The sequence below is a fragment of the Micromonospora sp. A3M-1-15 genome (assembly GCF_024213425.1).
GTDB lineage: Bacteria > Actinomycetota > Actinomycetes > Mycobacteriales > Micromonosporaceae > Micromonospora > Micromonospora chersina.
This window is the reverse complement of sequence record NZ_JANAVK010000003.1, coordinates 410,474-431,604: the sequence shown is the minus strand read 5'-3', so window position 1 is coordinate 431,604 and position 21,131 is coordinate 410,474. Positions and strand designations below refer to the sequence as shown.

The 21,131-nt window shown below is 68.4% G+C and carries 23 protein-coding genes; 12 read left to right on the top strand and 11 right to left on the bottom strand.

What is annotated here, in order from left to right:
• Positions 1–105 precede the first annotated feature (105 nt).
• The gene (locus NLX85_RS33460) at positions 106–399 is read right to left on the bottom strand and encodes a carboxymuconolactone decarboxylase family protein (RefSeq protein WP_254336307.1); all 294 of its coding nucleotides are present in this window, start codon (positions 397–399) and stop codon (positions 106–108) included.
• A 181-nt stretch (positions 400–580) separates the two neighbouring features.
• Here NLX85_RS33460 and NLX85_RS17245 point away from each other — a divergent pair, with 181 nt between their 5' ends.
• Positions 581–1,252 (top strand): TetR/AcrR family transcriptional regulator, encoded by a 672-nt coding sequence (locus NLX85_RS17245; protein ID WP_254336305.1) that lies wholly within the window; start codon positions 581–583, stop codon positions 1,250–1,252.
• Between the two features lie 19 nt (positions 1,253–1,271).
• Here NLX85_RS17245 and NLX85_RS17240 read toward each other — a convergent pair whose 3' ends face one another.
• Together NLX85_RS17240 and NLX85_RS17235 are read right to left on the bottom strand one after the other, a co-directional pair.
• Positions 1,272–2,150, bottom strand: a complete 879-nt coding sequence (locus tag NLX85_RS17240) for an IS5 family transposase (RefSeq protein WP_374628117.1) — start codon at positions 2,148–2,150, stop codon at positions 1,272–1,274.
• Positions 2,151–2,295: 145 nt separating this feature from the next.
• Positions 2,296–3,186: an IS5 family transposase gene (locus tag NLX85_RS17235; protein ID WP_374628099.1), complete on the bottom strand. Its 891-nt coding sequence runs from the start codon at positions 3,184–3,186 to the stop codon at positions 2,296–2,298.
• A gap of 184 nt (positions 3,187–3,370) precedes the next feature.
• On the opposite strand from NLX85_RS17235, the gene NLX85_RS17230 reads away from it, so the two are divergent.
• Both NLX85_RS17230 and NLX85_RS17225 read left to right on the top strand, forming a co-directional pair.
• The gene (locus NLX85_RS17230) at positions 3,371–3,796 is read left to right on the top strand and encodes a hypothetical protein (protein WP_254336300.1); all 426 of its coding nucleotides are present in this window, start codon (positions 3,371–3,373) and stop codon (positions 3,794–3,796) included.
• Between the two features lie 207 nt (positions 3,797–4,003).
• Positions 4,004–4,528: a CBS domain-containing protein gene (locus NLX85_RS17225; protein ID WP_254336297.1), complete on the top strand. Its 525-nt coding sequence runs from the start codon at positions 4,004–4,006 to the stop codon at positions 4,526–4,528.
• Positions 4,529–4,676: 148 nt separating this feature from the next.
• Here NLX85_RS17225 and NLX85_RS17220 read toward each other — a convergent pair whose 3' ends face one another.
• From NLX85_RS17220 to NLX85_RS17210, 3 genes are all read right to left on the bottom strand, one after another.
• Positions 4,677–5,069, bottom strand: coding sequence for a hypothetical protein (locus tag NLX85_RS17220; protein ID WP_254336295.1), 393 nt, complete (start codon positions 5,067–5,069; stop codon positions 4,677–4,679).
• A gap of 404 nt (positions 5,070–5,473) precedes the next feature.
• Positions 5,474–6,241, bottom strand: a complete 768-nt coding sequence (locus NLX85_RS17215) for an ATP-grasp domain-containing protein (RefSeq protein ID WP_254336293.1) — start codon at positions 6,239–6,241, stop codon at positions 5,474–5,476.
• Positions 6,242–6,599: 358 nt separating this feature from the next.
• Positions 6,600–7,046, bottom strand: a complete 447-nt coding sequence (locus NLX85_RS17210) for a hypothetical protein (protein ID WP_254336291.1) — start codon at positions 7,044–7,046, stop codon at positions 6,600–6,602.
• A 758-nt stretch (positions 7,047–7,804) separates the two neighbouring features.
• On the opposite strand from NLX85_RS17210, the gene NLX85_RS17205 reads away from it, so the two are divergent.
• Entirely contained in the window at positions 7,805–8,026 is a 222-nt protein-coding gene (locus tag NLX85_RS17205; protein WP_254336289.1) for a hypothetical protein, read from the top strand.
• A 788-nt stretch (positions 8,027–8,814) separates the two neighbouring features.
• Here the strand turns inward: NLX85_RS17205 and NLX85_RS17200 are convergent.
• From NLX85_RS17200 to NLX85_RS17190, 3 genes are all read right to left on the bottom strand, one after another.
• Positions 8,815–9,075 carry a hypothetical protein gene (locus NLX85_RS17200; RefSeq protein WP_254336287.1) on the bottom strand — a complete coding sequence of 87 codons (261 nt, stop codon included), beginning with the start codon at positions 9,073–9,075 and terminating at the stop codon, positions 8,815–8,817.
• The gene (locus tag NLX85_RS17195) at positions 9,066–9,281 is read right to left on the bottom strand and encodes a hypothetical protein (protein ID WP_254336285.1); all 216 of its coding nucleotides are present in this window, start codon (positions 9,279–9,281) and stop codon (positions 9,066–9,068) included. The genes NLX85_RS17200 and NLX85_RS17195 overlap by 10 nt, the downstream gene beginning before the upstream one ends.
• Before the next feature lie 721 nt (positions 9,282–10,002).
• On the bottom strand, positions 10,003–10,503 hold the full coding sequence (locus NLX85_RS17190) for an HIT family protein (protein WP_254336283.1): 501 nt from the start codon (positions 10,501–10,503) through the stop codon (positions 10,003–10,005).
• Positions 10,504–10,780: 277 nt separating this feature from the next.
• On the opposite strand from NLX85_RS17190, the gene NLX85_RS17185 reads away from it, so the two are divergent.
• A complete protein-coding gene (locus NLX85_RS17185) occupies positions 10,781–11,476 on the top strand; it encodes a TIGR04222 domain-containing membrane protein (protein ID WP_254336281.1) in 696 nt (231 codons plus the stop codon).
• Between the two features lie 129 nt (positions 11,477–11,605).
• On the opposite strand, the gene NLX85_RS17180 is transcribed toward NLX85_RS17185, so the two are convergent.
• Both NLX85_RS17180 and NLX85_RS17175 read right to left on the bottom strand, forming a co-directional pair.
• On the bottom strand, positions 11,606–11,992 hold the full coding sequence (locus NLX85_RS17180; RefSeq protein WP_254336279.1) for a hypothetical protein: 387 nt from the start codon (positions 11,990–11,992) through the stop codon (positions 11,606–11,608).
• A gap of 328 nt (positions 11,993–12,320) precedes the next feature.
• Complete coding sequence (locus tag NLX85_RS17175) at positions 12,321–12,932, bottom strand: hypothetical protein (RefSeq protein ID WP_254336278.1); 612 nt, start codon at positions 12,930–12,932, stop codon at positions 12,321–12,323.
• 28 nt (positions 12,933–12,960) lie between these two features.
• Between NLX85_RS17175 and NLX85_RS17170 the strand changes: the two genes are divergently transcribed.
• The 7 genes from NLX85_RS17170 to NLX85_RS17140 all read left to right on the top strand — a co-directional run bounded on the left by NLX85_RS17170 (position 12,961) and on the right by NLX85_RS17140 (position 21,127).
• The gene (locus tag NLX85_RS17170) at positions 12,961–13,368 is read left to right on the top strand and encodes a helix-turn-helix domain-containing protein (RefSeq protein ID WP_254336276.1); all 408 of its coding nucleotides are present in this window, start codon (positions 12,961–12,963) and stop codon (positions 13,366–13,368) included.
• Positions 13,369–13,872: 504 nt separating this feature from the next.
• Entirely contained in the window at positions 13,873–15,444 is a 1,572-nt protein-coding gene (locus NLX85_RS17165) for an ABC transporter substrate-binding protein (RefSeq protein WP_254336275.1), read from the top strand.
• A gap of 8 nt (positions 15,445–15,452) precedes the next feature.
• On the top strand, positions 15,453–16,409 hold the full coding sequence (locus tag NLX85_RS17160; RefSeq protein WP_308210749.1) for an ABC transporter permease: 957 nt from the start codon (positions 15,453–15,455) through the stop codon (positions 16,407–16,409).
• On the top strand, positions 16,406–17,293 hold the full coding sequence (locus NLX85_RS17155) for an ABC transporter permease (RefSeq protein ID WP_254336271.1): 888 nt from the start codon (positions 16,406–16,408) through the stop codon (positions 17,291–17,293). Before NLX85_RS17160 ends, NLX85_RS17155 begins: the two co-directional genes overlap by 4 nt.
• Positions 17,290–18,342, top strand: coding sequence for an ABC transporter ATP-binding protein (locus NLX85_RS17150; protein ID WP_254336269.1), 1,053 nt, complete (start codon positions 17,290–17,292; stop codon positions 18,340–18,342). The genes NLX85_RS17155 and NLX85_RS17150 overlap by 4 nt, the downstream gene beginning before the upstream one ends.
• Complete coding sequence (locus tag NLX85_RS17145) at positions 18,339–19,343, top strand: ABC transporter ATP-binding protein (RefSeq protein WP_212836116.1); 1,005 nt, start codon at positions 18,339–18,341, stop codon at positions 19,341–19,343. Before NLX85_RS17150 ends, NLX85_RS17145 begins: the two co-directional genes overlap by 4 nt.
• Complete coding sequence (locus NLX85_RS17140; protein WP_254336267.1) at positions 19,340–21,127, top strand: gamma-glutamyltransferase family protein; 1,788 nt, start codon at positions 19,340–19,342, stop codon at positions 21,125–21,127. Before NLX85_RS17145 ends, NLX85_RS17140 begins: the two co-directional genes overlap by 4 nt.
• Positions 21,128–21,131 lie beyond the last annotated feature (4 nt).

The window sequence follows — 21,131 nt, the reverse complement described above, 5'->3', positions numbered from 1 at the left end:
ACGATCGCCAAGATCTGCGGATCGGTGTACCCGGCACCCTGGACGGCCGCGAGGTCGGCATCACTGACCCGTCCGCGCGTCAGATCACCCGGTGGGCGAAGCGAGCTACCGCAGCCCGCTTCGGATCGACCGAGCTTCCCGCCCGCGCCAGCTCGACGTCCTCCACGGCATGCCGCCCTTCAGGGATCCGGCCGTGTGCAGCGCCAGGAAGTAGTCGCAGCCATCGGCTTCGGACACGGCCAGCGCGATCGTGTGGCGCGTCCTCGCGTCCAGGAGGCTGCTCGCCTTCATCTGCACCGTCATGACGAGATCGAGGACGGTCGGGTTCGACGCGAGCATGGTGAACATATTCGGTACGAAGCCGAACCACGCTCCGACCTGGTCAAGCGTGCCCCGCACGTCGGCGGAGGGTTCATCGGCAGGAAGAACGCTCAGGCGTGAGATGGGAGATCCACTCCGGTTCATGTGGGTGGTGGTCGGTAACCGACCTTGGTCAAGTTTTGGGCTGCGTAGCCCACTCCGTAGATGCAACACTACACAAGACTGGGCTGTCAAGCCCACTTTTGCTAAGATGTAGATCATGAAGTCCACGACGGCAGCGCCAGCGCCTCGCCAGCTCACCGAGAAGGGGCAGGCGACGCGTGCCCGGATACTGGAGCACGCCGCCGCGCTCATCTACGCCGAGGGCGTCCACGCCACGAACAACGACAAGCTCCGGCGCGCCGCCGGCGTCAGCGGGTCGCAGATCAACCACTACTTCCCGACCAAGGAGAGCCTCGTCCTGGCGGTGATCGAATGGCAGGCTGAACGCGTCCTCGGGTTCCATCACAGCGAACAGTTCGACGGCTTCGGCAGCCTCGAGGGGTTTCGGAAGTGGGCAGCGTTCTATATCGGGTATGAACGCTCCTACCACGAGGGCTGCAGCCTCGGGTCGCTCGCCAGCGAGATCATCAAGACCGACCTCGACGTTCACGATGAGCTTGCGGATGCGTTCGCCCAGTGGCGAGAGATCTTCCGCGACGCGCTCCTCCGCCTGCAGCGGCAGGGCCGTCTGAGCAGCGAGGCCGACCCCGAACGGCTCGCGAGCCTGCTCCTCGCCGCGTTCCAGGGCGGCATGCTCCTCGCACAAGTCGCCCGGGACATCTCCCCCCTCAGGGACGCACTGGAAGCCGCTCTCGACTACATCGAGACCTTCGCGATCCCACTCGACGCAAAGGCAGTTGGAACCGAATCCGCCGCTCGAGTTCCCTAAGGCGTGTTTTATAAGTCGGTCAGAGCCACTCGGTGATGGCGGTGATGGTGAGGACAGCTTGGAAGCGGACCGCGAGCTTGTCGTATCGAGTGGCGACGCCGCGGTGGCGTTTAAGCCTGTTGATGCCGTTCTCGACGGCGTGGCGTAGCCGGTAGAGGTCCCTGTCGAAGGTGGGTGGGCGCCCGCCCTTGGAGCCTTTGGCTTTGCGGTGGGCGTCCTGGTCGGTCTTGCGGGGGATGCAGGCCTTGATCCCCCGTGAGCGCAGGTATCGGCGGTTGCCGCGGCTGGTGTAGGCCTTGTCGGCCAGGACCAGGTCGGGGCAGGTGCGGGGTCTGCCCACGCCGAGGCGGGGCACGCGGATGCGACGCAGGACGGGAATGAACTGCGGGCTGTCACCACGGTGTCCGGCGGTCACGATCAGGGAGAGGACCTTCTGGCCCTGCTCGCAGGCCAGATGGGTCTTGGTGGTCAGCCCGCCGCGGGATCGGCCCAGCCCGTGATCGGCCGGTTCGTCATGCACGCCACCGGGCGGCTCCTTCTGCAGATGCCCGTCGGTGCGAGCGCCGGCGGCGTGCTGGTGGGCGCGGCTGGTCATCGAGTCCACGCTCACCGTCCAACCGATCCGGCCCTGCCCGTCGCCGGCTGCCTGCAACGCCGACAGGATCTTGTCCCAGGTCCCGTCCCGCTGCCAGCGGCGGAACAGGCCGTAGACGGTGGGCCAGGGCGCGTACTCGGCCGGGACGTCCCGCCACGGGGCGCCGATGCGGATCCGCCAGCGGATCCCGTCGATGAGCTGCCGTTTCTCCCACTTCGGCGGACGACCAGTCCTCGGCGCGGCAGGCAGCAACGGAGCCAGAACAGCCCACTGCCCGTCGGTCAGGTCATGCCGCCTCGTCACCGCTACGCTGGGCACGAGGTCTCCGGTATGAAGTTCTTGCTTGGTCGCAGAACCAGATACCGGAGACCTCTTCAGTTATCGATCACCGCCACGCCGTGACTTCGGCCGGCCCCTGGGACTTACGAAACACGCCTTAGGCCCTGTTTCATAAGCCGGGTCGGAGCCATTCGTTGATCGTGGCGATGTGCACGGTGGCGTGGTAGCGGACGGCGAGTTTGTCGTAGCGGGTGGCCAGTGCTCGGTTGTGTTTGAGCTGGTTGATGCCGCACTCGACGGCATGGCGTTGCCGGTAGGTGTCGGGGTCGAAGCTTGGTGGGCGGCCGCCGTTGGAGCCCTTCCTGCGTCGGCTCGCGGCCTGGTCGATCTTGATGGGGATGGTCGCAGCGATCCCTCGACGGGCCAGGTGCTGCCGGTTGGCGCGGGAGCTGTAGGCCTTGTCGGCCAGGACCCGGTCCGGTCGTGTGCGGGGCCGGCCACCGCCGGCCCTGGGGACCCGGATGGCGGCCAGCACGGGGACGAATTGCGGGCTGTCGCCGCGGTGTCCGGCGGTGAGCACCGTCGACAACGGCTTACGGCCCTGCTCACAGGCCAGGTGGAGCTTGGTGGTCAACCCACCTCGCGACCGGCCCAGGGCGTGGTCGTCGGGCTCGTCATCTACGCCGCCGGGCGACTCGACCTGCACCTTGCCACGGGTGCGGGCGCCGGCGGCGTGCTGATGAGCGCGGGCGCTGGTGGAATCGACACTGACATCCCAGGTGATCGATCCCGCTGCGTCAGCGCGGGACTGCAAACCGGTGACCACGTCCCGCCACACTCCGGCCCGCTGCCACCTGCGGAACAGCCCGTAGACGGTCTGCCAGGGCCCGTACGACGCCGGCACGTCCCGCCACGGCGAACCGACCCGGGTACGCCACCGGATCCCGTCGATCAACTGCCGTCTGCTCCACTTCGGCGGACGACCCGACCCACGCGGCCTGGGCAGCAACGGCTCCAGCTCCGCCCACTGAGCATCGGTCAGGTCGTGTCGCCTCGTCACCGCTAAGGTGGCCACGAGGTCTCCGGTATTGGAAGTTCGTCTTGGTCGAAGAACCCTCTACCGGAGGCCTCGCCATCTATCGATCAGCGACACGCCGGTGCCAATCCAGCGCAGACCAACAGCGGGCGGTCAGACGGTTTCATTTTTGAAACAGGGCCTAGTGCCGTGACTACGAACGTTGACGGTGTTGGATGAGCTGCCGTCGGGGGTGCCGGCCGCACGGTGTAGGTGGTTCAGGCTGTGTTGGTGGCAGAACCCGTTCGCGTTCGGCGGCTCAGTTGCCGTGATCGAGGTGTTGTTCTTCGACGGCTGCCCGAACCACGAGGGCTTCGTGCCGCGTCTGCGGGCGCTGCTCGACAGCGCTGGGGTGGACGATCCGATCCACGAGCGCGTGGTGGAGACTAACGCCGGCGCCCGGGGCGCACCGTTTTCTCGGATCGCCGACCTGCGAATCGACGGCGTGGACGTCGACACGACGGCCGCGCAACGCACGGATTACGGCCTGCAGTGCCGGCTCTACCCGACACAGGATGGTGTTCGGGGTACCCCGCCCGATGAGTGGATCCTGGCCGCACTGCAGCGCCGGCAGTCCGCCTTGGCGGCCGACTGATGGTCGCCCGGATCGAGTTGCCGCAGCTGCGTGGGTTGCTCGACGCGGGCGCCCAGCTCGTCGAGGTGTTGCCCGCGACCGAGTACGCCAGCCAGCATCTGCCCGGCGCTCTCAGCATCCCCCCTCAAGGTCCTCAGCCCAGACACGACCGCTGGCCTCAACCGCACCCGCCCAATCGTCGTCTACTGCTGGGACGACCTTTGAGACATGAGCCCGCGAGCCGCGTGCCGGCTCGAAGCCCTCGGGTTCACCGACGTCTACGACTATGCCGCCGGCAAGGTGGACTGGCTCGCGCACAACCTGCCCATCGGGGGCGCTTCGGCCAGCGCACCTACCGTGGGTAGCCGGCTGCGCCACGACGTTCCCACCGCCGGCCCCGAGGAGGCGCTCTCCGCCGTTCGTGCCCGCGTCGACGCCTCCCCGTACCGGTTCGCCGTTGTTGTCGCCGGCGACCGCACTCTGCTCGGCCGACTCCGGCACGCCGCCCTCGATGCCGCCCCCGGCACCACGGCCCAGGAAGTGATGGAGTCCGGCCCCTCGACGCTGCGCCCCCATTTGGCCCTGGCCGGCGCCGAGTCCCATCTGCGCGCCCACCACCTGACCTACGCGATCATCACCGACCCGGGAGGCCATTTGCTGGGTACGGTTCACCGCGAGGACTTGACAGGCGTGACCGGGGACGATCGTCATTCGCGCCGCTCCGGGGGTCAGTCTTCACGCGTGGACAAATGATTCGGCGTGGAGGGAGTTCCGTCAGCTCTCGTTCATAACTCTGATGTGTATCCGCGACCTGGAACCACATGGTTATCTTCGTGCTTTCTCCGATGACCGTCTCTGCAGATCGGAACGAATCAGACACATTTGGCAGCCGGGACCGGCGTCAGCTGACGGTCAGGTCGTCGGATGCTGGCCATACGCCGCTGCCTCGCAGGTCCAGTTTCTCGCCTAGCGCTTGCCGCCACTCGGGCGCGGTGAACGGCTCGCCCCAGTAGTCGGTTACCCGGATCGCCTCGCCATTGCGCAGCTCTGCGATCGAGACGTTGCGGTAGATCCGGCCGTCACCATAATCGTTGCTCCACTCGACGACCAAGGTGTCTCCGCAGGAGTGCCGCATGCCGACGCCGAGCCGCAGCCCGACGAAGTGCGACTCCACTTCCGCTATTCGCGCCCGTCCCCGGATCAGCTCGCCGGACTGCGGCCACTGGCGCACCGCATCCTGTGCGAGCGGTACGCCGAGAATGTGCTCAAGCCGAGTGTTCGAATCGCCGTCCACTCCCGAAATTTTACTGAAAGATCACCCCGACGGTGCGGAGATCGCCTGACGAGTGCCAAATCGCGCCTGGCCCTGCTCCCGTTGAGGTGCAGACGGACCTTGCCTACCGGCGGAATTACCCCTGCACCAAGCGGCCAGAGTCTGACGCTGCTCATTGACGAGCGCATGGGCGATGTGGCATCCGGGCACGGAGGCCTCGGCGGCCGATGGCCCAACCGGGCGTCAACGCCCGTCGCACGGCCTGCCGGCGGTGGGGGAGCGGGTTGGGAGCAATGGGCGCGCTGAACGGTGCTGAACTGCATAGAACGGCGCCCAACTGCGCCCAACGGCACACCCGCTCACCTGCAGCTCCACGTTTCGGCAGCTCAAAGGCGGTGCAGCGTCCCGGTTCACACCGAAGTGGCCTAAGGGGTTAGGTCGGGCCGCTCAGGCCTCCGGATGAATGGTAGGTCGCGGGCGCTGACAGAAGCTGCTGGGCTGGCCGCTCGGAGGACAACATCGAGGACCAGGTCTGGGGCCGCTACGTAGGCGCCACTGGCCCACGCGGCATTCGCCTCGATCACGGCCCAGTAGCCGTCGACCAGACCTACGTCTACGACGATGGCGGAGGGCAGCGTGTGCCCATATCCGGCGAGAAGGTCGGTGCCGAAAGCCAGCGCGTCGACCGACGGAGGGCCGAGGTGTATCCGGCCGTCCTCGGCGTACTGGCTGCCTGCGTAGACCGCGCCGTCGAGCAGGTGTAGCCGGTACTCGGCGGTGAAGTCGACGATGTCGCTGACGAGCACTGGAGTTTGTCGGTCGACAGCATCCGGGCCGGGCAGACGGGAGCCATCGGTGTAGATCATCGCCCGGATGTTCTTGTCGTTGGGCGACTTGATGAACGCTGGTCGCCGGAGTTCGTAGGCCTCCCCGATGGGGACCAGGGTGACCTCTCGGCGGGTCAGTTCACGGGGGAGCCTGGTCAGCCAGCCAGGTTCAGCCTCCAGGGGCGCAATCCCGAGCAGCGGTGCGACGACGTCGGCGAAGCTTGGCCCCGCGTGCAGGTGATCAGCACGCATCCCGGCGGGCACTTCGAAAGTAGGGAGCTGGACGCTGCATAGTCCTCGTCGGTGAGCCGCGTCGCGCAAGCTTTGCGCCGAGGCCGTCAGGCGCGGCGGCAGGACGAGTGTCACGTCCGATGATCCTGCCCCAATACGCTGCCCCGGTCAGAGCGCTTGTCGGGCGCTCCGGTACGGCGGGCGACGGAACGCGCGGGTAGCTGTCGACAGCGGCGGCAACAGCAACGGGCCGGGACGAGGAAAGCCGCCAGCGGCTCAGCATTGACCCGCGGTCGAGGATGCGGACGGACTCCACCAGACGACGCGCCTAGAACTCAGGCGGAAGTAGCCGTAGAGGTTGAGTGATATGGACCAGTCAGGGCTACGTCCAGACAGGCGGGGTGCCGCGCCAACGGCATTTTCCTCTTACAAGCGAGGGATCGCAGATACGAGCCTGCCGCGCCCACCTGTCATCACCAGTATTACAGCTTCGCTAACGGCGCTTCCACCAACGCCGTCGGCCGGGCACCTCGGTCATGGTTGATGTCAGGAGGGACCGGGCGGTTCGTTGGCTGATCGTCAGGCTGATTTCACGGATGGCGCTGTTGACAAGGATGCCCTCGCAGCCGGGATCGGCTGCGGCCATCTGTAGGAGCACCTCGCCGGCCAGGCCGGCATTGAATCGGGGACCAAAGTTGCGTAGGGCTGCCTCAGGGTCGGCGTAGGCCAGTATGCGTGCCCGGCCGTCGCCGTGAGTGGTCCTGCCCGCGCCAAGGTCGCCGTCAGCCCTGAAACCCCCATCCGGATCTTGTAAGGGTGTCCCGACGGCCACGATGCCGATGGTGGAAGCCCGAAACAGGCCGAGAAAACGTTCGTAGCTTTCCTGGCTACTGGTCTCCGCGTGCTCCGTCATGACATCGGATAGCGGGGTGTCACTCATGCAACGGACGCTAGCGCCTTCTTCACGTGGGTACCAAGCAAGGCGCTCTCGCAGCAGATCCTGCCCGGCGGTGCTGACGGGCAGAGGTTCGCCCGGGTCGACTCCGGACGTGAGCCCTCGACCCCGGTACCTGCTCGCCGACGCGGGCCGCCGCCAGTTGGCAGCGGCCGATTGCTTGAGACCGCATCCCCCGAGGGGAGTCACCCTCCTCGGATCGAGAGCCGGCAGCTGCGGCGAACTGACATCAGCCTTTGACATCAACTGTGGTGGCCCAAGTCGGACCACCATGGACGGATGTCGTCTCCGGTCTGGGCTCAGTAGACATCGGCGTCGCCACGGCTCTCACCGGAACCGCATTACAAGCGAGGGGTCGTCCGTCGAGAGCCGACTGCTGAGTAGGCCATGCCACTCGCGTCCGGGTGGTGCATGCAAAGCGGTCCTTGAGGAGCAGCCGATCGGCGACGCCGAGGCGCCGTTCCCTGGTCGTAGGCCGATCCCGGTCGCCTCCGACAGCAAGCGGAAGTAGGGAGCGAACCGCAGTGCAGATGTGACGTTCGTGCGGGCAAGAAACCCGTCCAGTTGACCGACCTCGGATGTTACCGACAGTACGGACACGGCCCGGCTCCGTCGGGATCCTGGAGCGGGCTCCTACGGCCCGGTTTGACGCGCGCCTCGGTAGGGAAATTTCGCGGGCACCTCAACGAAGGAGGCTGTATGGAGACGTCCGCTAGCGCCGGGCGCAGTTACCGACAGCCGACATGTCCATGCGCGGCGGCGCGTGTTGCAGCGCCAAGCGCGAGGGGGCGAGCCTAATGGCTCGCGTCGGTCGCTACGGGATCCCAGCGTTCGTGTGGTTCCTGATCTGGCTCGTCGTCTGCATCCTGATCGTCATCCTGTTGGCCATGCTCATTCACCACTTTGGAGGCGCCTCGCTATCACTCAAGCTCGGCCACTTCTACCTGAACATCGGGGTCACCTGACCCCCAGATCGTCGACACTCCGGCGCCGGTAATGCACCAGGCCTGTTAGCCGTCACCTTCGGTGACGGCTAACACGGCTTGGAAGCGAGCAAGCGTGGCCGCCCAGACGCCGGCGGGCGGGTGTCAGAGCGAGCAGCGGTCCGAGGGTCTCGATGGCCGGAGGACGGCCGGAGCGACCAGCGCAGCGCAAGGGGAGGACACGAACATTGACAACTCCCAGACCCAGGTGGACGTGCCGGATGCCTGCGGGGCCAAGTACGGCGACGGGCCCTGGTCGGTAGCCCACACGCAATCGGCTGGCTGACGACGGCGGCACTGCGCGGTGACGGAGGGCGTGACCGTCATGGTCACACCCGGAGCGACTTGCGGTGGGGCTCGCCGTCCCCGCGGTGCCCGCCTCGGCCACCTCGCCGACGAGTGTTGACGGGCGGCAGTACGTACCCGCGTGACCAGAGCACGTGCCGCCCTGGCTGTACCGCTCGCATCGTTGGGGAGTGGACGCCGGCAGCCAGCGATGTCACCCCGATGTCACCGTGGCGGGGGAGCGATCACCGGGGGAGAATCGCGGCGTGGACGAGGGCAGGGCGAGAGGCGGACCGGGCCGCCCGGTGTCAGCGTCTTCGGAGCGGCCACGGCGCGGCGGATCGGCGCGCAGCTGCGCTACAACAGCGGGCTGCGGCTCGACGAGATCCGGATCGCCGTGCGGATCGCGCACCGCACCGAGATGGAGAAGGTTGGTGTCGGCGCGGACCGGTTTGGCCCGAGACATGGACGGCGGACCATAGAAGTCATCGCACGAACGGCGACGGGGGCAGGTGCGGCCGTGGCGGGGAGTCACTGTTCGCATCGATACCGTTGATCTGCCAGCGCACGACGGTGGGTGCGGCCAGCCGGGCGAAGTGCCAGCCGAGAACCCCCGCGGCGATGACCAGCGACACCGCGACCAGACCAAACAGCCATGCACGGACGAGCGCCCGCCGCGCCATGGGAGTGCGGGGTGGCAGGCCGTTCTTGAGATCCCCTGCCCACGGGGGCCACATCAGAGCCACGACAGCACCTCCTGGGTGACGGTGGTGGCCGATTCGACGGCAGCAGCGTCCGTGGCACCGACAACCTCGTACCTGACCCAGACGAGATAGGTGCCAAGACAGGCGGCGAAATTGACGACTCGGCCGCCGGCGGGATCGCCCGCGACGGTGTAGACAGCACCGTCGCCAAGCACGACCGGGTGGTTGACGCGATTGACAATCATCATCGGCAATCCGTCTCGGTCGACGCACCGGGGGCTCTGGCCATCGTGCCGACCGAAGCGGACCAACGCCACCCACAGCGAAGCCCACTGCCTGTCCGTCTTGGACGCACTTTCGGCCTGACAGACGTTCGAACGAGTGCCAGGGACACTCTCCTCCTCGTCGTCGGCCTTGAGCGGCCCGCGCCGAGGTACGAGAAGGTCAAAAACCTCGGATCGGATGAGTTGACAGACAGGAGGGTGGTGAGGGCGGCTCCACCCGCGCACTCCTCCAGCCCAGCCGCGAACCGACCGCGGCGGCGACCACCACGCAGAGGGTCAGCACCGCGAGCCGGATTCGGATTGCCGAGCTCACACCATCAGTGTCATCCACGTGGGCAAGGGAACGGCGACCCCGCGGGCGCGGCCCTGCCACGCTCAGGCCCTCGCTGGCCCTCGCTGGCTCCGCGCCTTAGCTGGCAGGGTGGCAGCACCCCGCATGGCACCGCCTTCGGAGAGGAGCCGCCGACTGACGTTGCCGTTCGCGTTGGCGGCGGGAATGGCCATCGGCAACCTGTACTGGGCGCAGCCGCTACCCGGCTTCATCGCGGGCGGCCTGCCGGTTGATCGCGCTGTTCCAAACGGAGGCTTCCATACAGACTGGCCGACGGCTCAGGGCGATCAACCGGTTCACCGCCGACGGGATCATGCAGGATCAGCCTTTGGAACGCCGACGTGGCGTGGACGTTCAGGCTCGAATGCGACTTCGAATGCGCTCGGCGAGTGCCGCCTGGCTGTTGTCGTTGACCCGTAGAACGCCGTTCTCCGCCATCACCGCGTAAAACTGCTGCTGGTGGTACGGGACTCCTGGGGGCAGCGGTGCGAGGTGCCAGTGCAGATGGGCGTTACCCTGCTGGCTGCCCAGGCTCATCGAGTACATCCGCTCGGTGGGTAGCGTGGCCGCGATGGCACTCGCGACCCTGTGTACGGCGCCTTGGAAGTGGAGGAACTCGCGCTGCTCCATGTCGTGCACCCAGCTCTCCAGGTGACGCTTCGGCGCTACGAGGCAGTAGCCGAGCAGCGTTGGGTAGCGGGCGAGAAAGGCGATGCTGTCGTCGTCCTCGTAGACGAGATGGTGCCGGTAGTCGGGGTCGCCGGCTAGGAACGCGCACACGAAGCAGGGCCCCTCGGTTACCCGACGCGAGTACTGGTCGAAGTCGAACATAGCCCTCTCGGGCTGGTTCCCCATGCGGAGAGACTAGATCGGCTCAGCCATATGACGTAAAGCGAGCACGATCGGCACTCGGCGGAGCGCCACAAATCAAGTGAAGCCACGAAGCAACGAATCAAGCGCGTACGACACCCGGCTGCCTGCGATGTCCGATCTCAGGCCCTGCGTGACAAGTCTCAGGGCCCGGGGTGACACTCCGTCGGCTGATCGCCATCGGCGGCGCATGTCGCTCTGCTCGCGTCGGTGGCCGCGATGCGAGAGTGGCAACGTTGCACGGGTGTCCGAGGCTGGAAGCATGGACGACTCCGAGACGCTTGCCGCCACCGAGATCGGCTGGTTGCAGGGCGGTAACTGGGGAGCGGTGATCGCTGGTCTGGCCATGCTGCACACGCGCGGGGTCTTGGCGACGGGGGTCGGCAGAATCCGCCGGACGGGATCGCTTCCGCAGGATGCCGAGCCGCTGGAGCGGGCGCTGTACGCCGCCTTGTACGGTTCTGTCGGCCCGAGGGAACTTGCCCGCCAGAAGCGCGTGCAGCGAGCGCTTCGCGACGTGCGACAGAGCCTGGTCGAACGCGGACTCGTGCGGGCGTCCAGCCGACGGGTGCTGATGCCGGTCCTGCTGGTGGCGCTGCCCCCGGCGTTGCTTCCGAAGTTGGTGGCCGCGGGAATGGTCGGTGTGACCGAGGGACTGGTGGCCGTCGTGGTTATCGTGGGGATCGCCGTCTGGTTGATGCCTCGCCGGACTGTCCCCGGAGCGCGAGCATTGGCTACCGCCCGGGTTCGACACCGCGGCCTCGTCGAGAGATCCCAGCTGGAGCCCGTTGAGGTCGGCCTCGCGGTGGCGCTCTTCGGCACCCCCGCGTTGCAAGCGCTGATGCCGAAATTCGCCTGGGACGCCGGTCTGCTCGACGGTGGTCGAAGCACACACCACATCGATAGCCGCCTCGAATCGTCGCCATGGGGCGCAAACACCGGTTCCTTCTGGAACTGACGGACTGCTACCCCAGGGGCTCTGGTCGTGTACCTCGCGGGCCCACTCCTCGGTGGGCCGCGTGATCACGGCGCGCAGCCTAACGATGGCCCCTGATAGCAATATGGTCATTCAGTCTGGGTGACCAACTCAGTGACGATCGGGCACGTACGCCGATGGACGGCCTCGGGCAACGGCAGACTGCTGCAGCAGCCCAGCGACGGGCAGATGCTCGGTGGCGATGGTCGGGAGGGCGCCTGGGTCGGTCGTCACGGTCAGGTTCTGGTGGGGCCAGTAGCTGACGTCGGCCAGAAGAGCATGCTTTTCCAAGCGCTGGTCGACGCTTCTGTCGATCACTCGGTATGACGCCTTCCCGGGCGCCATCGCCGTACGACCGCCGGCCAGCACGTCCACCGCCCAGGTCCAGTCCCCGTCGACGATGCCGGCGAAGGCCCAGCCGTACTCGGTCTGATAGCCGGTGGCCTCGCCATCCAGCCCGTACTTGATTCCGTTGCCTGTGAGCATCGGGTAGATCACCGCTGTGATCGACCCAGCCAAGCTCGCGCTCATCGAACTGCCAGACCCAGTGTGAACTGCCAATGCCCCGCGCCAGGCCCTACACCCTCAACTGTGACGCGCCGTTTCTCGTCGGCCTGATACCCCGCGGTGTGAGACGCCGACGTCGTCCGCGACGACATGCGGCAGCTGATCGCCGACCGGTTCGGTGGCCCGAACGCGGTACGGGGGTCGATGCAATCGGGGATCGGAGGAAGGGCACGCCCCGGTGAATGGCCCGGTCGAGCTTCCAGTCGCGCCTGTCGTCGCGGACCTCGGCGAGGACCAGCCGCCGAGGTTGTAGAAAAGCTCAGCTGGCATTGTCAATTCGGTTGTCCACGGCGATCCAGTTGGTCTCCCACGTTTCCCCGCCGTCGTCTGAGTAGGCCTGCTCGAACCTCGCCTTGTCCGGGCCCTGCCGGAAGATGAGGAAGCGCACCTTGATCGCGCGTCCCCCGAGCTGGTCGTCGCCGTAGAACTCGCCGACACCGTCGTGGAACCCGCCGTACACGGACGGGGTGAGCAGTCCATCGCGGATGTTCACGAAGGTCAGGCTCCAGCGTCCCGCCTGGGGCTCATAGAGCCGCAGATTGAGGCCCTCGATCCGTCCGTTCGGCCCCGAGACCTTAAGTTCGACGACATTCGCATGCCGGTCCAGCAGCGGACGCACGACGCTCGTACCCTCGAAGTAGAGCCATTCATCCTCGGATTCCGAGAGCGGATCGGCGAGCACCCGCACCTTGGTATGCCAGGCGCTGATCTCCCAGTCGAAGTCATGTTGGCCGTCCTCGACAGCCGCCGAAGCCCTGCGGGGAGCGGCCGCCGCGTCCCCCGACGCCGCCGTCGCGGCCAGGATGAGAAGCGACAGGCACGGGATCAGGACCCGCTTGTATGGCAGGGTGATCTTGGTGTGAAGGTTCATGATCCGACTATCTGAGCGGAGCACGCCCATGAACAAGAAGGCACCTGCAGGTAACCCCTCACCGGCGCGCCCCAATCCGCTACCCGGCTGCCCGATGGCCGCGGCGTTCGCCGCGATCGGTGGGAAGTGGAAGCTGACCCTTCTGTACTGGCTAGCCCATGGCGAGTGCCACTTCGCCGGCCTCCGCCGTCTGGGCGCACCGATCACGCCCAAGGTGCTGGCCGAGCAGCTGCGCGAACTCGAGGCTGACGGGCTCGTCGAGCGCGTCGTGACCGGACCCATCCCAGCGCCGATCATCTACCGGCTCACCTCCTACGGCATTACGGTTCTGCCCGTCGTGGAAGGCGTCCGGGTCTGGGGCGAGGCGCACCTCCAGCGCACCCACGGCCAAGCCACCCCCGACGAGTCGATGCGCTGCACGCACGCGATCGCATAGCACGCGGCCGTGGACTGGAAACCTGGGGGACTGTGGGCTTCCCCCTGAGATGTGGGCACCCTGAGGCTGGACGCGATGCTGCTCATGCCCACACCTCGTCCAGAGTCCTGGGCGGGGTGGGAATGAGTCGCGCTGTCCCCGAGCCGCCGGTAGGCCGCCGTCATCAATGAAGCGCTGCGCCGCTGGCAGTCCGACCAGGCCCGCGCCCCCGACGCCCGAGGACACCAGCGGTGACCCAGCGGTACGTCATCCACCTGCCGGTCGTCGCTGCCGACCTGCCCGCCGCGCATAGCTTGGCCCGGTTGGTCGGCCGCTGGCTGCGCGTCCTGCCGCAGACCGGAGGTCTTGCGGAGCAGTTCGTATACAACATACGCTCCCCGAATCGCCCACTCGAGGAGCTCCCCAATGACGAACCTCAGTGAACCGAGCCTGCGAAGGCTTCATCCATTCCGGGCAGCTGTGGCGGCGGTCGCCGTCGCCTGCACCGTCGTAGCGTGCTCGCCGGTGTCCAAGGACGAGGGCGGCGCCAATTCCGGCGACAACCAGGCGGCAGGACAGGACAACTTCGGTACGCCGGCGGACCCGGCCGCGGTGAAGAAGGGCGGCAAGCTGGTCATCGCCCTCTCCGCGGAGCCCGACGCGTTGGACCCGACGTTGTCGCGCAGCCTCTACTCGCGCTACGTCTTCCAGGCGATCTGCCAGAAGCTCTACGACGTGAACGAGCAGGCGCAGGTCGTGCCGCAGCTGGCCACCGCACTCCCGACCATCAGTGGCGACGGTAAGACGGTCACCATTCCGCTGCGCCAGGGCGCGCGCTTCGCGGACGGAACGCCGTTCGATTCCGCCGCGGTCAAGGCCACCCTTCAACGGCACCTGACCAACGCCCGGTCCGCGCGAAAGAGCGAGCTCGGTCCGATCGACACCGTCGACACGCCCGATGCCAACACGGTCGCGATCCACCTGAAGCAGCCGTTCGCACCCCTGGTCGGGGCGTTGGCGGACCGGGCCGGCATGATCATGAGCCCGAAGGCGCTGCAGAGCCTGGGCGACAACTTCGCCAGCGCGCCGGTCTGCGTCGGGCCCTTCAAGTTCGCCAAGCGGGTGCCGCAGAACTCCATCGACGTGGTGCGAGACCCGAACTTCTACGACGCCGCCAAGGTCAACCTCGACGCCATCTCGTGGCACATCCTCAGCGACGCGAGCATTCGGGCCGCCAACCTGCGTTCCGGCGACGCTCAGGTCGCCGACAGCATTTCCACACAGGACTACGGGGCGTTGCGCGGAGACTCCTCGCTCAGCGTCCTGCAGTCCCAGTCTCTCGGATACCAGGGCCTCACCTTCAACATCGGCAATGTCGACGGCGTCGGCACCACGCCGAAGCCGATCAACCGCCCGATCGCGCAGAACGCCAAGGTCCGGCAAGCCTTCGAGTACGCCCTCGACCGGAAGGCACTGGTCCAGGCCGTCTTCAACGGACTCTTCGCCCCCGCCTGCTCGCCGATCTCGCCCGCGAGCCCGTTCTCGTCCGAGGAAGCGCAGGCGTGCCCCCCGCACGATCCCGCCAAGGCCAAGCAGTTGCTGTCCGAAGCCGGCGTTCAGACGCCCTACCCGGTGGCGATGCTCATCTCGAACACGCCCGACTCGCTGCGCCTCGCGCAGGCGCTGCAGGCCATGGTCAAGGACGGCGGATTCGACCTCAAGATCAACCCGGTGGAGTACTCCTCGCTCCTCGACGAGCAGGACCGCGGCAACTTCGAGCTGCTGCAGCTGGGCTGGAGCGGACGGATCGACCCGGACGCCAACATCACCAACTTCGTCGGCACCGGCGGCAGCCAGAACGTCTCCGGCTACAGCAACCCGCAGCTCGACGCCGCGCTGACCCAGGCCCGGCAGTCCAACGAACTCGAAGAGCGCAAGAAGCTGTACGGGCAGGCGGTGACGATCCTCCAGCAGGACGACGCGCTCATCTACCTCTACCGGCAGCGGAACCTGACCGCCGTCTCCAAGAAGATCCAGGGCCTGCAGGTCTTCCCCGACGGCGTGATCCGCGCGGCCTTCGCCGGATTCACCAAGTAGGTCGCCCCGTGGCTCGGTATCTACTCACACGCGCCTGGCACTCAGCGTTGACGCTGCTGATGTCGACGGTCGTGGTGTTCCTCGGGGTGCGGGCACTGCCCGGGGACCCGGCCCTCGCCCTCGCGGGCGAGGACCGGTCCCCGGAGGCACTGGAGGCCATCCGGCACCACTACGGGCTCGACCAGCCGCTTCCCATCCAGTTCGCGCAGTACGTGGGGCGCGTCGTGCAGGGGGACTTCGGGGTGTCGATCCGAACCGGGATACCGGTCTCGTCGATGCTCACGACCGCCCTGCCCGTCACGGTCGAGCTGTCCCTCCTGGCGATCCTCCTCGCCGCCGCGCTGGGTGTCGGGGCAGGGGTGCTCGCCGCTGTCCGCCGCGGGCGTCCCGCCGAGTGGCTGGCCAACGGACTGGCCCTGGTGGGACTGTCGGTGCCGCACTTCTGGCTCGGACTGCTGGCGATCCTCTACCTCTCCGTGGCGGCGGGGCTCTTCCCGGCCTCCGGTTTCGTGCCACTGCTGCAGGACCCCGCGGGCAACCTGCACCACATCGTCCTGCCGGCCGTCATTCTCGGCACCGGCCTCGCCGCCATCATCATGCGGCAGACGCGTTCGGCGATGCTGGAGGCGCTCTCCTCAGACCACGTCCGTACGGCGAAGGCGAAGGGTCTCCGGCCACGGGCCGTCATCACCCGGCACGCCCTCCGGAACAGCCTCATCGTGGTGGTGACCATCGTGGGCCTGCAGCTCGGCGGCCTGATCTCCGGAGCGGTCGTCACCGAGCAGATCTTCGGGCTGCCGGGCTTCGGCAAGATGACCATCGACGCGGTGTTCCAGCGGGACTATCCGGTGATCCAGGCGGTGGTCCTGCTCACCGCGACGGCGTACATCGTGATCAATTTCCTGGTGGACCTGCTCTACTCGGTCATCGACCCACGTATCCGGGTGACGGGGGAGCCGGCATGACCGTCCTCACCGTACCGATGGCGGAGGCCGGCCCCGCCGGCATCAGCCGGCGCACCCGGGTCCTCCGGCGACTGCGCCGGAACCCGCTCGCCGTCGTGAGCTTCCTCGTGCTCGCGCTCGCGGCCATCGTCGCCCTGCTCTCGCCCTGGATCGCTCCCCACGACGTCCAGCAGACCGATTTCGCCCACACGTTCTCGCCGCCGGGCACCCCCGGTCACTTCCTGGGGACCGACGACCTGGGCCGGGACGTCCTGTCCCGCATCATGCTGGGGGCCCGGGCCTCCCTGCTGGTGGCACTCCTGGCGGTGGGCACCTCCTTGATCATCGGGGTGCCGCTCGGACTGGCCGCGGGCTATTTCCGGTCCTGGGACGCGGTGATCTCGCGCTTCACCGACCTGCTGCTCGCGTTCCCTTTCCTGATCATGGCGGTGGGGTTGGCGGCCATCCGGGGCGCCAGCCTCACCAACGCGGCCGTGGCCATCGGGATCGCGCAGATCCCGGGCGTGATCCGGGTAGTGCGCTCGGACACCCTGCGGCTCAAGTCGCTGGACTTTGTCGCCGCCGCTGTCGTGGACGGGGCGAGTGACCTGTGGGTGCTCGCCCGGCACGTCCTGCCCAACGCGACGTCGGTGATCCTGGTGCAGGCCACCGTCGCGATCCCGGCCGCGATCCTGGGCGAGGCGGTGCTGTCGTTCCTGGGCCTGGGCATCCAGCCTCCGGCCCCCAGCCTGGGCACCATGCTGGCCTCCGCCCAGCAGTTCGCCGCCCGCGCGCCCTGGGCAGCCGTCCTGCCCGGCGTCGTGATCATGGGTCTGGCGCTGGCGTTCAACGTCTTCGGCGACGCCCTTCGGGACGCCCTCGATCCGAAGGGAGACCGGCGATGACCACGGTCGAACGGGCGGCCGCATCCTCCGCCGCGGTCGCGACGCCCGTCCTGGAAGTACGCGATCTGTCGGTCTCGTTCACCACCGAGGGCGGGACCGTTTCGGCGGTGGACCGGGTGAGCCTGGAGCTCGCGTCCGGAGAGATCGTCGGGATGGTGGGCGAGTCGGGCTGCGGCAAGAGCGTCACCGCGATGAGCATCGCGGGCCTGCTGCCCGACAGCGCCCGGGTCTCCGGCTCCGTCCAGCTGGAGGGCACCGAGCTGGTCGGCGTTCGGGAGCCGGTGCTGCGCCGCGTGCGCGGTAAGGAGATCGCCTACATCTTCCAGGAGCCGATGACCTCGCTGAACCCGGTGCTCACCGTGGGGCGGCAGATCGGGGAGGTCCTGCAGGTACACGAGCGGATGTCCAAGCGCGCCGCCCGGGCCCGCGCCGTCGAGCTGCTCTCGCTCGTCGGAATCCCCTCCGCCGCGAAGCGCGTCGACAACTACCCGCACCAGCTCTCCGGCGGCATGCGCCAGCGCGTGATGATCGCGATGGCGGTGGCCTGCGGCCCGAAGGTGCTGGTGGCCGACGAACCCACCACCGCCCTGGACGTCACGGTCCAGGCCGGCATCCTGCAGGTGCTCCGGGACCTGCGGGACCGGCTCGGCACCACCATCCTCGTCATCACACACGACCTCGGCGTGATCGCCGACATCGCCGACCGCGTCGTCGTCATGTACGCCGGGCGGGTGGTGGAGCGGGCACCGGTCACCGACCTGTTCGCGCACCCGTACCACCGGTACACGGCCGGGCTCCTGGCGGCTTCGCCGACGCCGGGCAAGCACGCCGGTACCGAGCGGCTGCAGGAGATTCCCGGCCTCGTGCCGGTCCTGTCCACCCAGCCCGACGCCTGCACCTTCGCGGATCGCTGCGCCGCCGCCGACTCGCGGTGCCGGGAGGCCGCGCCGCCTCTGGAGGCGGTCGGAACCGCGGTGACGGACCACCTCGCGGCCTGCTGGCATCCCTGCCCAGCGCCGCGGACGCAGCCCCGGGAGACAACCGCATGACGCCGCAACCGAACGCCCTCGAACTTGAGGACCTGGTGATGCACTTCGGGCCGGTACGGGCCGTGGACGGGATCACCCTCACCATTCCCAAGGGCCGGGTCACGGCGCTGGTGGGGGAGAGCGGCTCGGGAAAGTCGACAGTGGGCCGGTGCGTGGTGCGGCTCGAGAAGCCCACCGCGGGCGTGGTCCGGATCGCCGGGACCGATGTCACCCAGCTGACCCGGCGACAGCTACGCCAGCACCGCAACGACGTGTCGATCGTCTTCCAGGACCCCGCCGGCTCGCTGGACCCGCGCATGCTGGTCGGCGAGATCGTGGCCGAGCCGTTGCGGCTGTCCGGTAAGCGGATCACCCGACGCGACCGGGAGGCCCGCGTCGCCGAGGAACTCGGCAGGGTGGGCCTGCGGGCGGAAGTTGCGCGCCGGTATCCGCACGAGCTCTCCGGGGGCCAACGTCAGCGGGTCAGCATCGCCCGGGCGCTGATCTCCGAGCCCAAGCTGCTCATCGCCGACGAACCCACGAGCGCCCTCGACGTGTCGGTGCAGGCGTCGGTGCTCAACCTCCTCGCCGACCTGCAACGCGACATCGGGTTCGCCTGCCTCTTCATCACCCACGACCTGTCCGCGGTCGAGTACCTGGCCGACGACATCGCCGTCATGTACCTCGGTCAACTCGTGGAGCAGGGCCCGCGCGAGCGGATCTTCACGCGCCCGGCCCACCCCTACACCCAGGCGCTGCTGGCGGCCGCGCCGGTGGCCGACCCGGTCCGTCAACGGCAGCGTCAACCGGTGCTGCTCGGCGACGACCTGCCGTCCGCGCTGGATCCGCCGTCCGGCTGCCGCTTTCGCACCCGGTGCCCACTCGCGTTCGACCGGTGCGCCACGGAGGTACCCGCACAGGTGGCGTTCGGCGGCGGCATGGCCGCCTGCCACCTGGTCCAGCCCGACGGCACCCGGCCCGACGTCCGGGCCGCCGCCGACTCGAGTGAGGTGTTGTCATGACGTTCACCACCAGGCCGACCCTGCAGGGAACCTTCGGGATGGTGTCCTCGACGCACTGGCTCGCGAGCCAGTCCGCCATGGGGATCCTCGAGCGCGGTGGGAACGCCTTCGACGCCGCGGTCACCGCCGGATTCGTGCTGCACGTCGTCGAACCACACCTGAACGGGCCCGGCGGTGAGGTGCCAGCAATCGTCGCCACCGCGCACGACCCGACCCCGAGGGTGCTCTGCGGGCAGGGGCCCGCGCCGGCCGGCGCCACCATCGCGCACTTCCGCTCCCTCGGGATGGACCTCATCCCCGGGTCCGGCCCGCTCGCCGCGGCCGTCCCCGGCGCCGTGGACGCCTGGCTCCTGCTGCTGCGCGACCACGGCACGCTCTCCCTCGAGGAGGTGCTGGAGCCGGCGATCGGCTACGCCGGCGCGGGTCACCCGCTGATCGGCCGGGTCGGCGACACCGTGGCCGCCGTGCGGTTGCTGTTCGAGGAGCACTGGCCCACCTCCGCCCAGCTCTGGCTCCGCGACGGCAGGCCGCCGGCGGCGGGGGAGCTGTTCACCAACCGGGCGTACGCGCAGACCCTGCAACGACTGGTCGACGCCGGCCGGGGAGCGGGCTCGGACCGGGAGGCGCAGATCGAGGCCGCACGTCGCGCCTGGGGCGAAGGCTTCGTCGCCGAGGCGGTCGACCGGTTCAGCCGGGAGCCCTTCCAGGACTCCAGCGGACGCGCGCACGCCGGTCTCGTCACCGGCGCGGACATGGCCGCCTACCGGGCCACCTGGGAGGAACCGACCACCCTCGACTGGCGCGGCTATACGGTGGCGAAGACCGGCTTCTGGGGCCAAGGGCCGGTGCTCTTGCAGACCCTGGCGGTCCTCGACGCGCTCGACGACCCCGGGGCGTACGACCCGTCGACCGCGGCCGGCATCCACGCCCAGGCCGAGGCCCTCAAACTCGCCTTCGCCGACCGTGAGGCCTGGTACGGCGACGGTCCCGTGCCCGCAAAGGCGCTGCTCTCCCGCGAGTACGCGCGGGAGCGGGCCGGCCTCATCTGGGACCGCGCGTCAGCGGAGCTGCGACCGGGCCGCCCCGAAGGCGCCGAGCCACGCCTCCCGGCTCACGTGCGACGCGGTGCCGGACGCCGGGTCGACCTGGCGGACCCCACGACGGGTGAGCCGACGGTGCAGTCGGACGGGGTGACCCGGGGCGACACCTGCCACGTCGACGTGGTCGACCGCTGGGGCAACATGATCTCCGCCACGCCGAGCGGCGGCTGGCTGCAGAGCTCTCCCACCATTCCGGACCTCGGCTTCCCCCTCGGCAGCCGGCTCCAGATGTTCTGGTTGGAGGAAGGTCTCGCCTCGTCGCTGGCGCCGGGACGCCGGCCGCGCACCACGCTGAGCCCGACGATGGTGCACCGCGACGGGAAACCCATCCTGGCGTTCGGCACTCCGGGTGGCGACCAGCAGGACCAGTGGCAGCTGCTGTTCCTGTTACGCCATCTCGTCGGCGGTCGGTCCCTGCAGGAAGCCATCGACGCGCCGATGTGGCACACCATCAGCCTGCCGGCCTCGTTCTACCCGCGCGACAACGAGCCCGGCGTTCTCGTGGTGGAGGACCGGCTGGACGAGGATGCCCTGGCGGCTTTGCGCGCGCAGGGGCACGAGGTGCGGCTGTCCGGCGCGTGGAGCCTGGGTCGCCTCTGTGCCGTGACCCGCGATCCGGACACCGGCGTGCTGGCGGCCGCAGCGAACCCGCGTGGCATGCAGGGCTACGCCTGCGGCCGCTGACGCC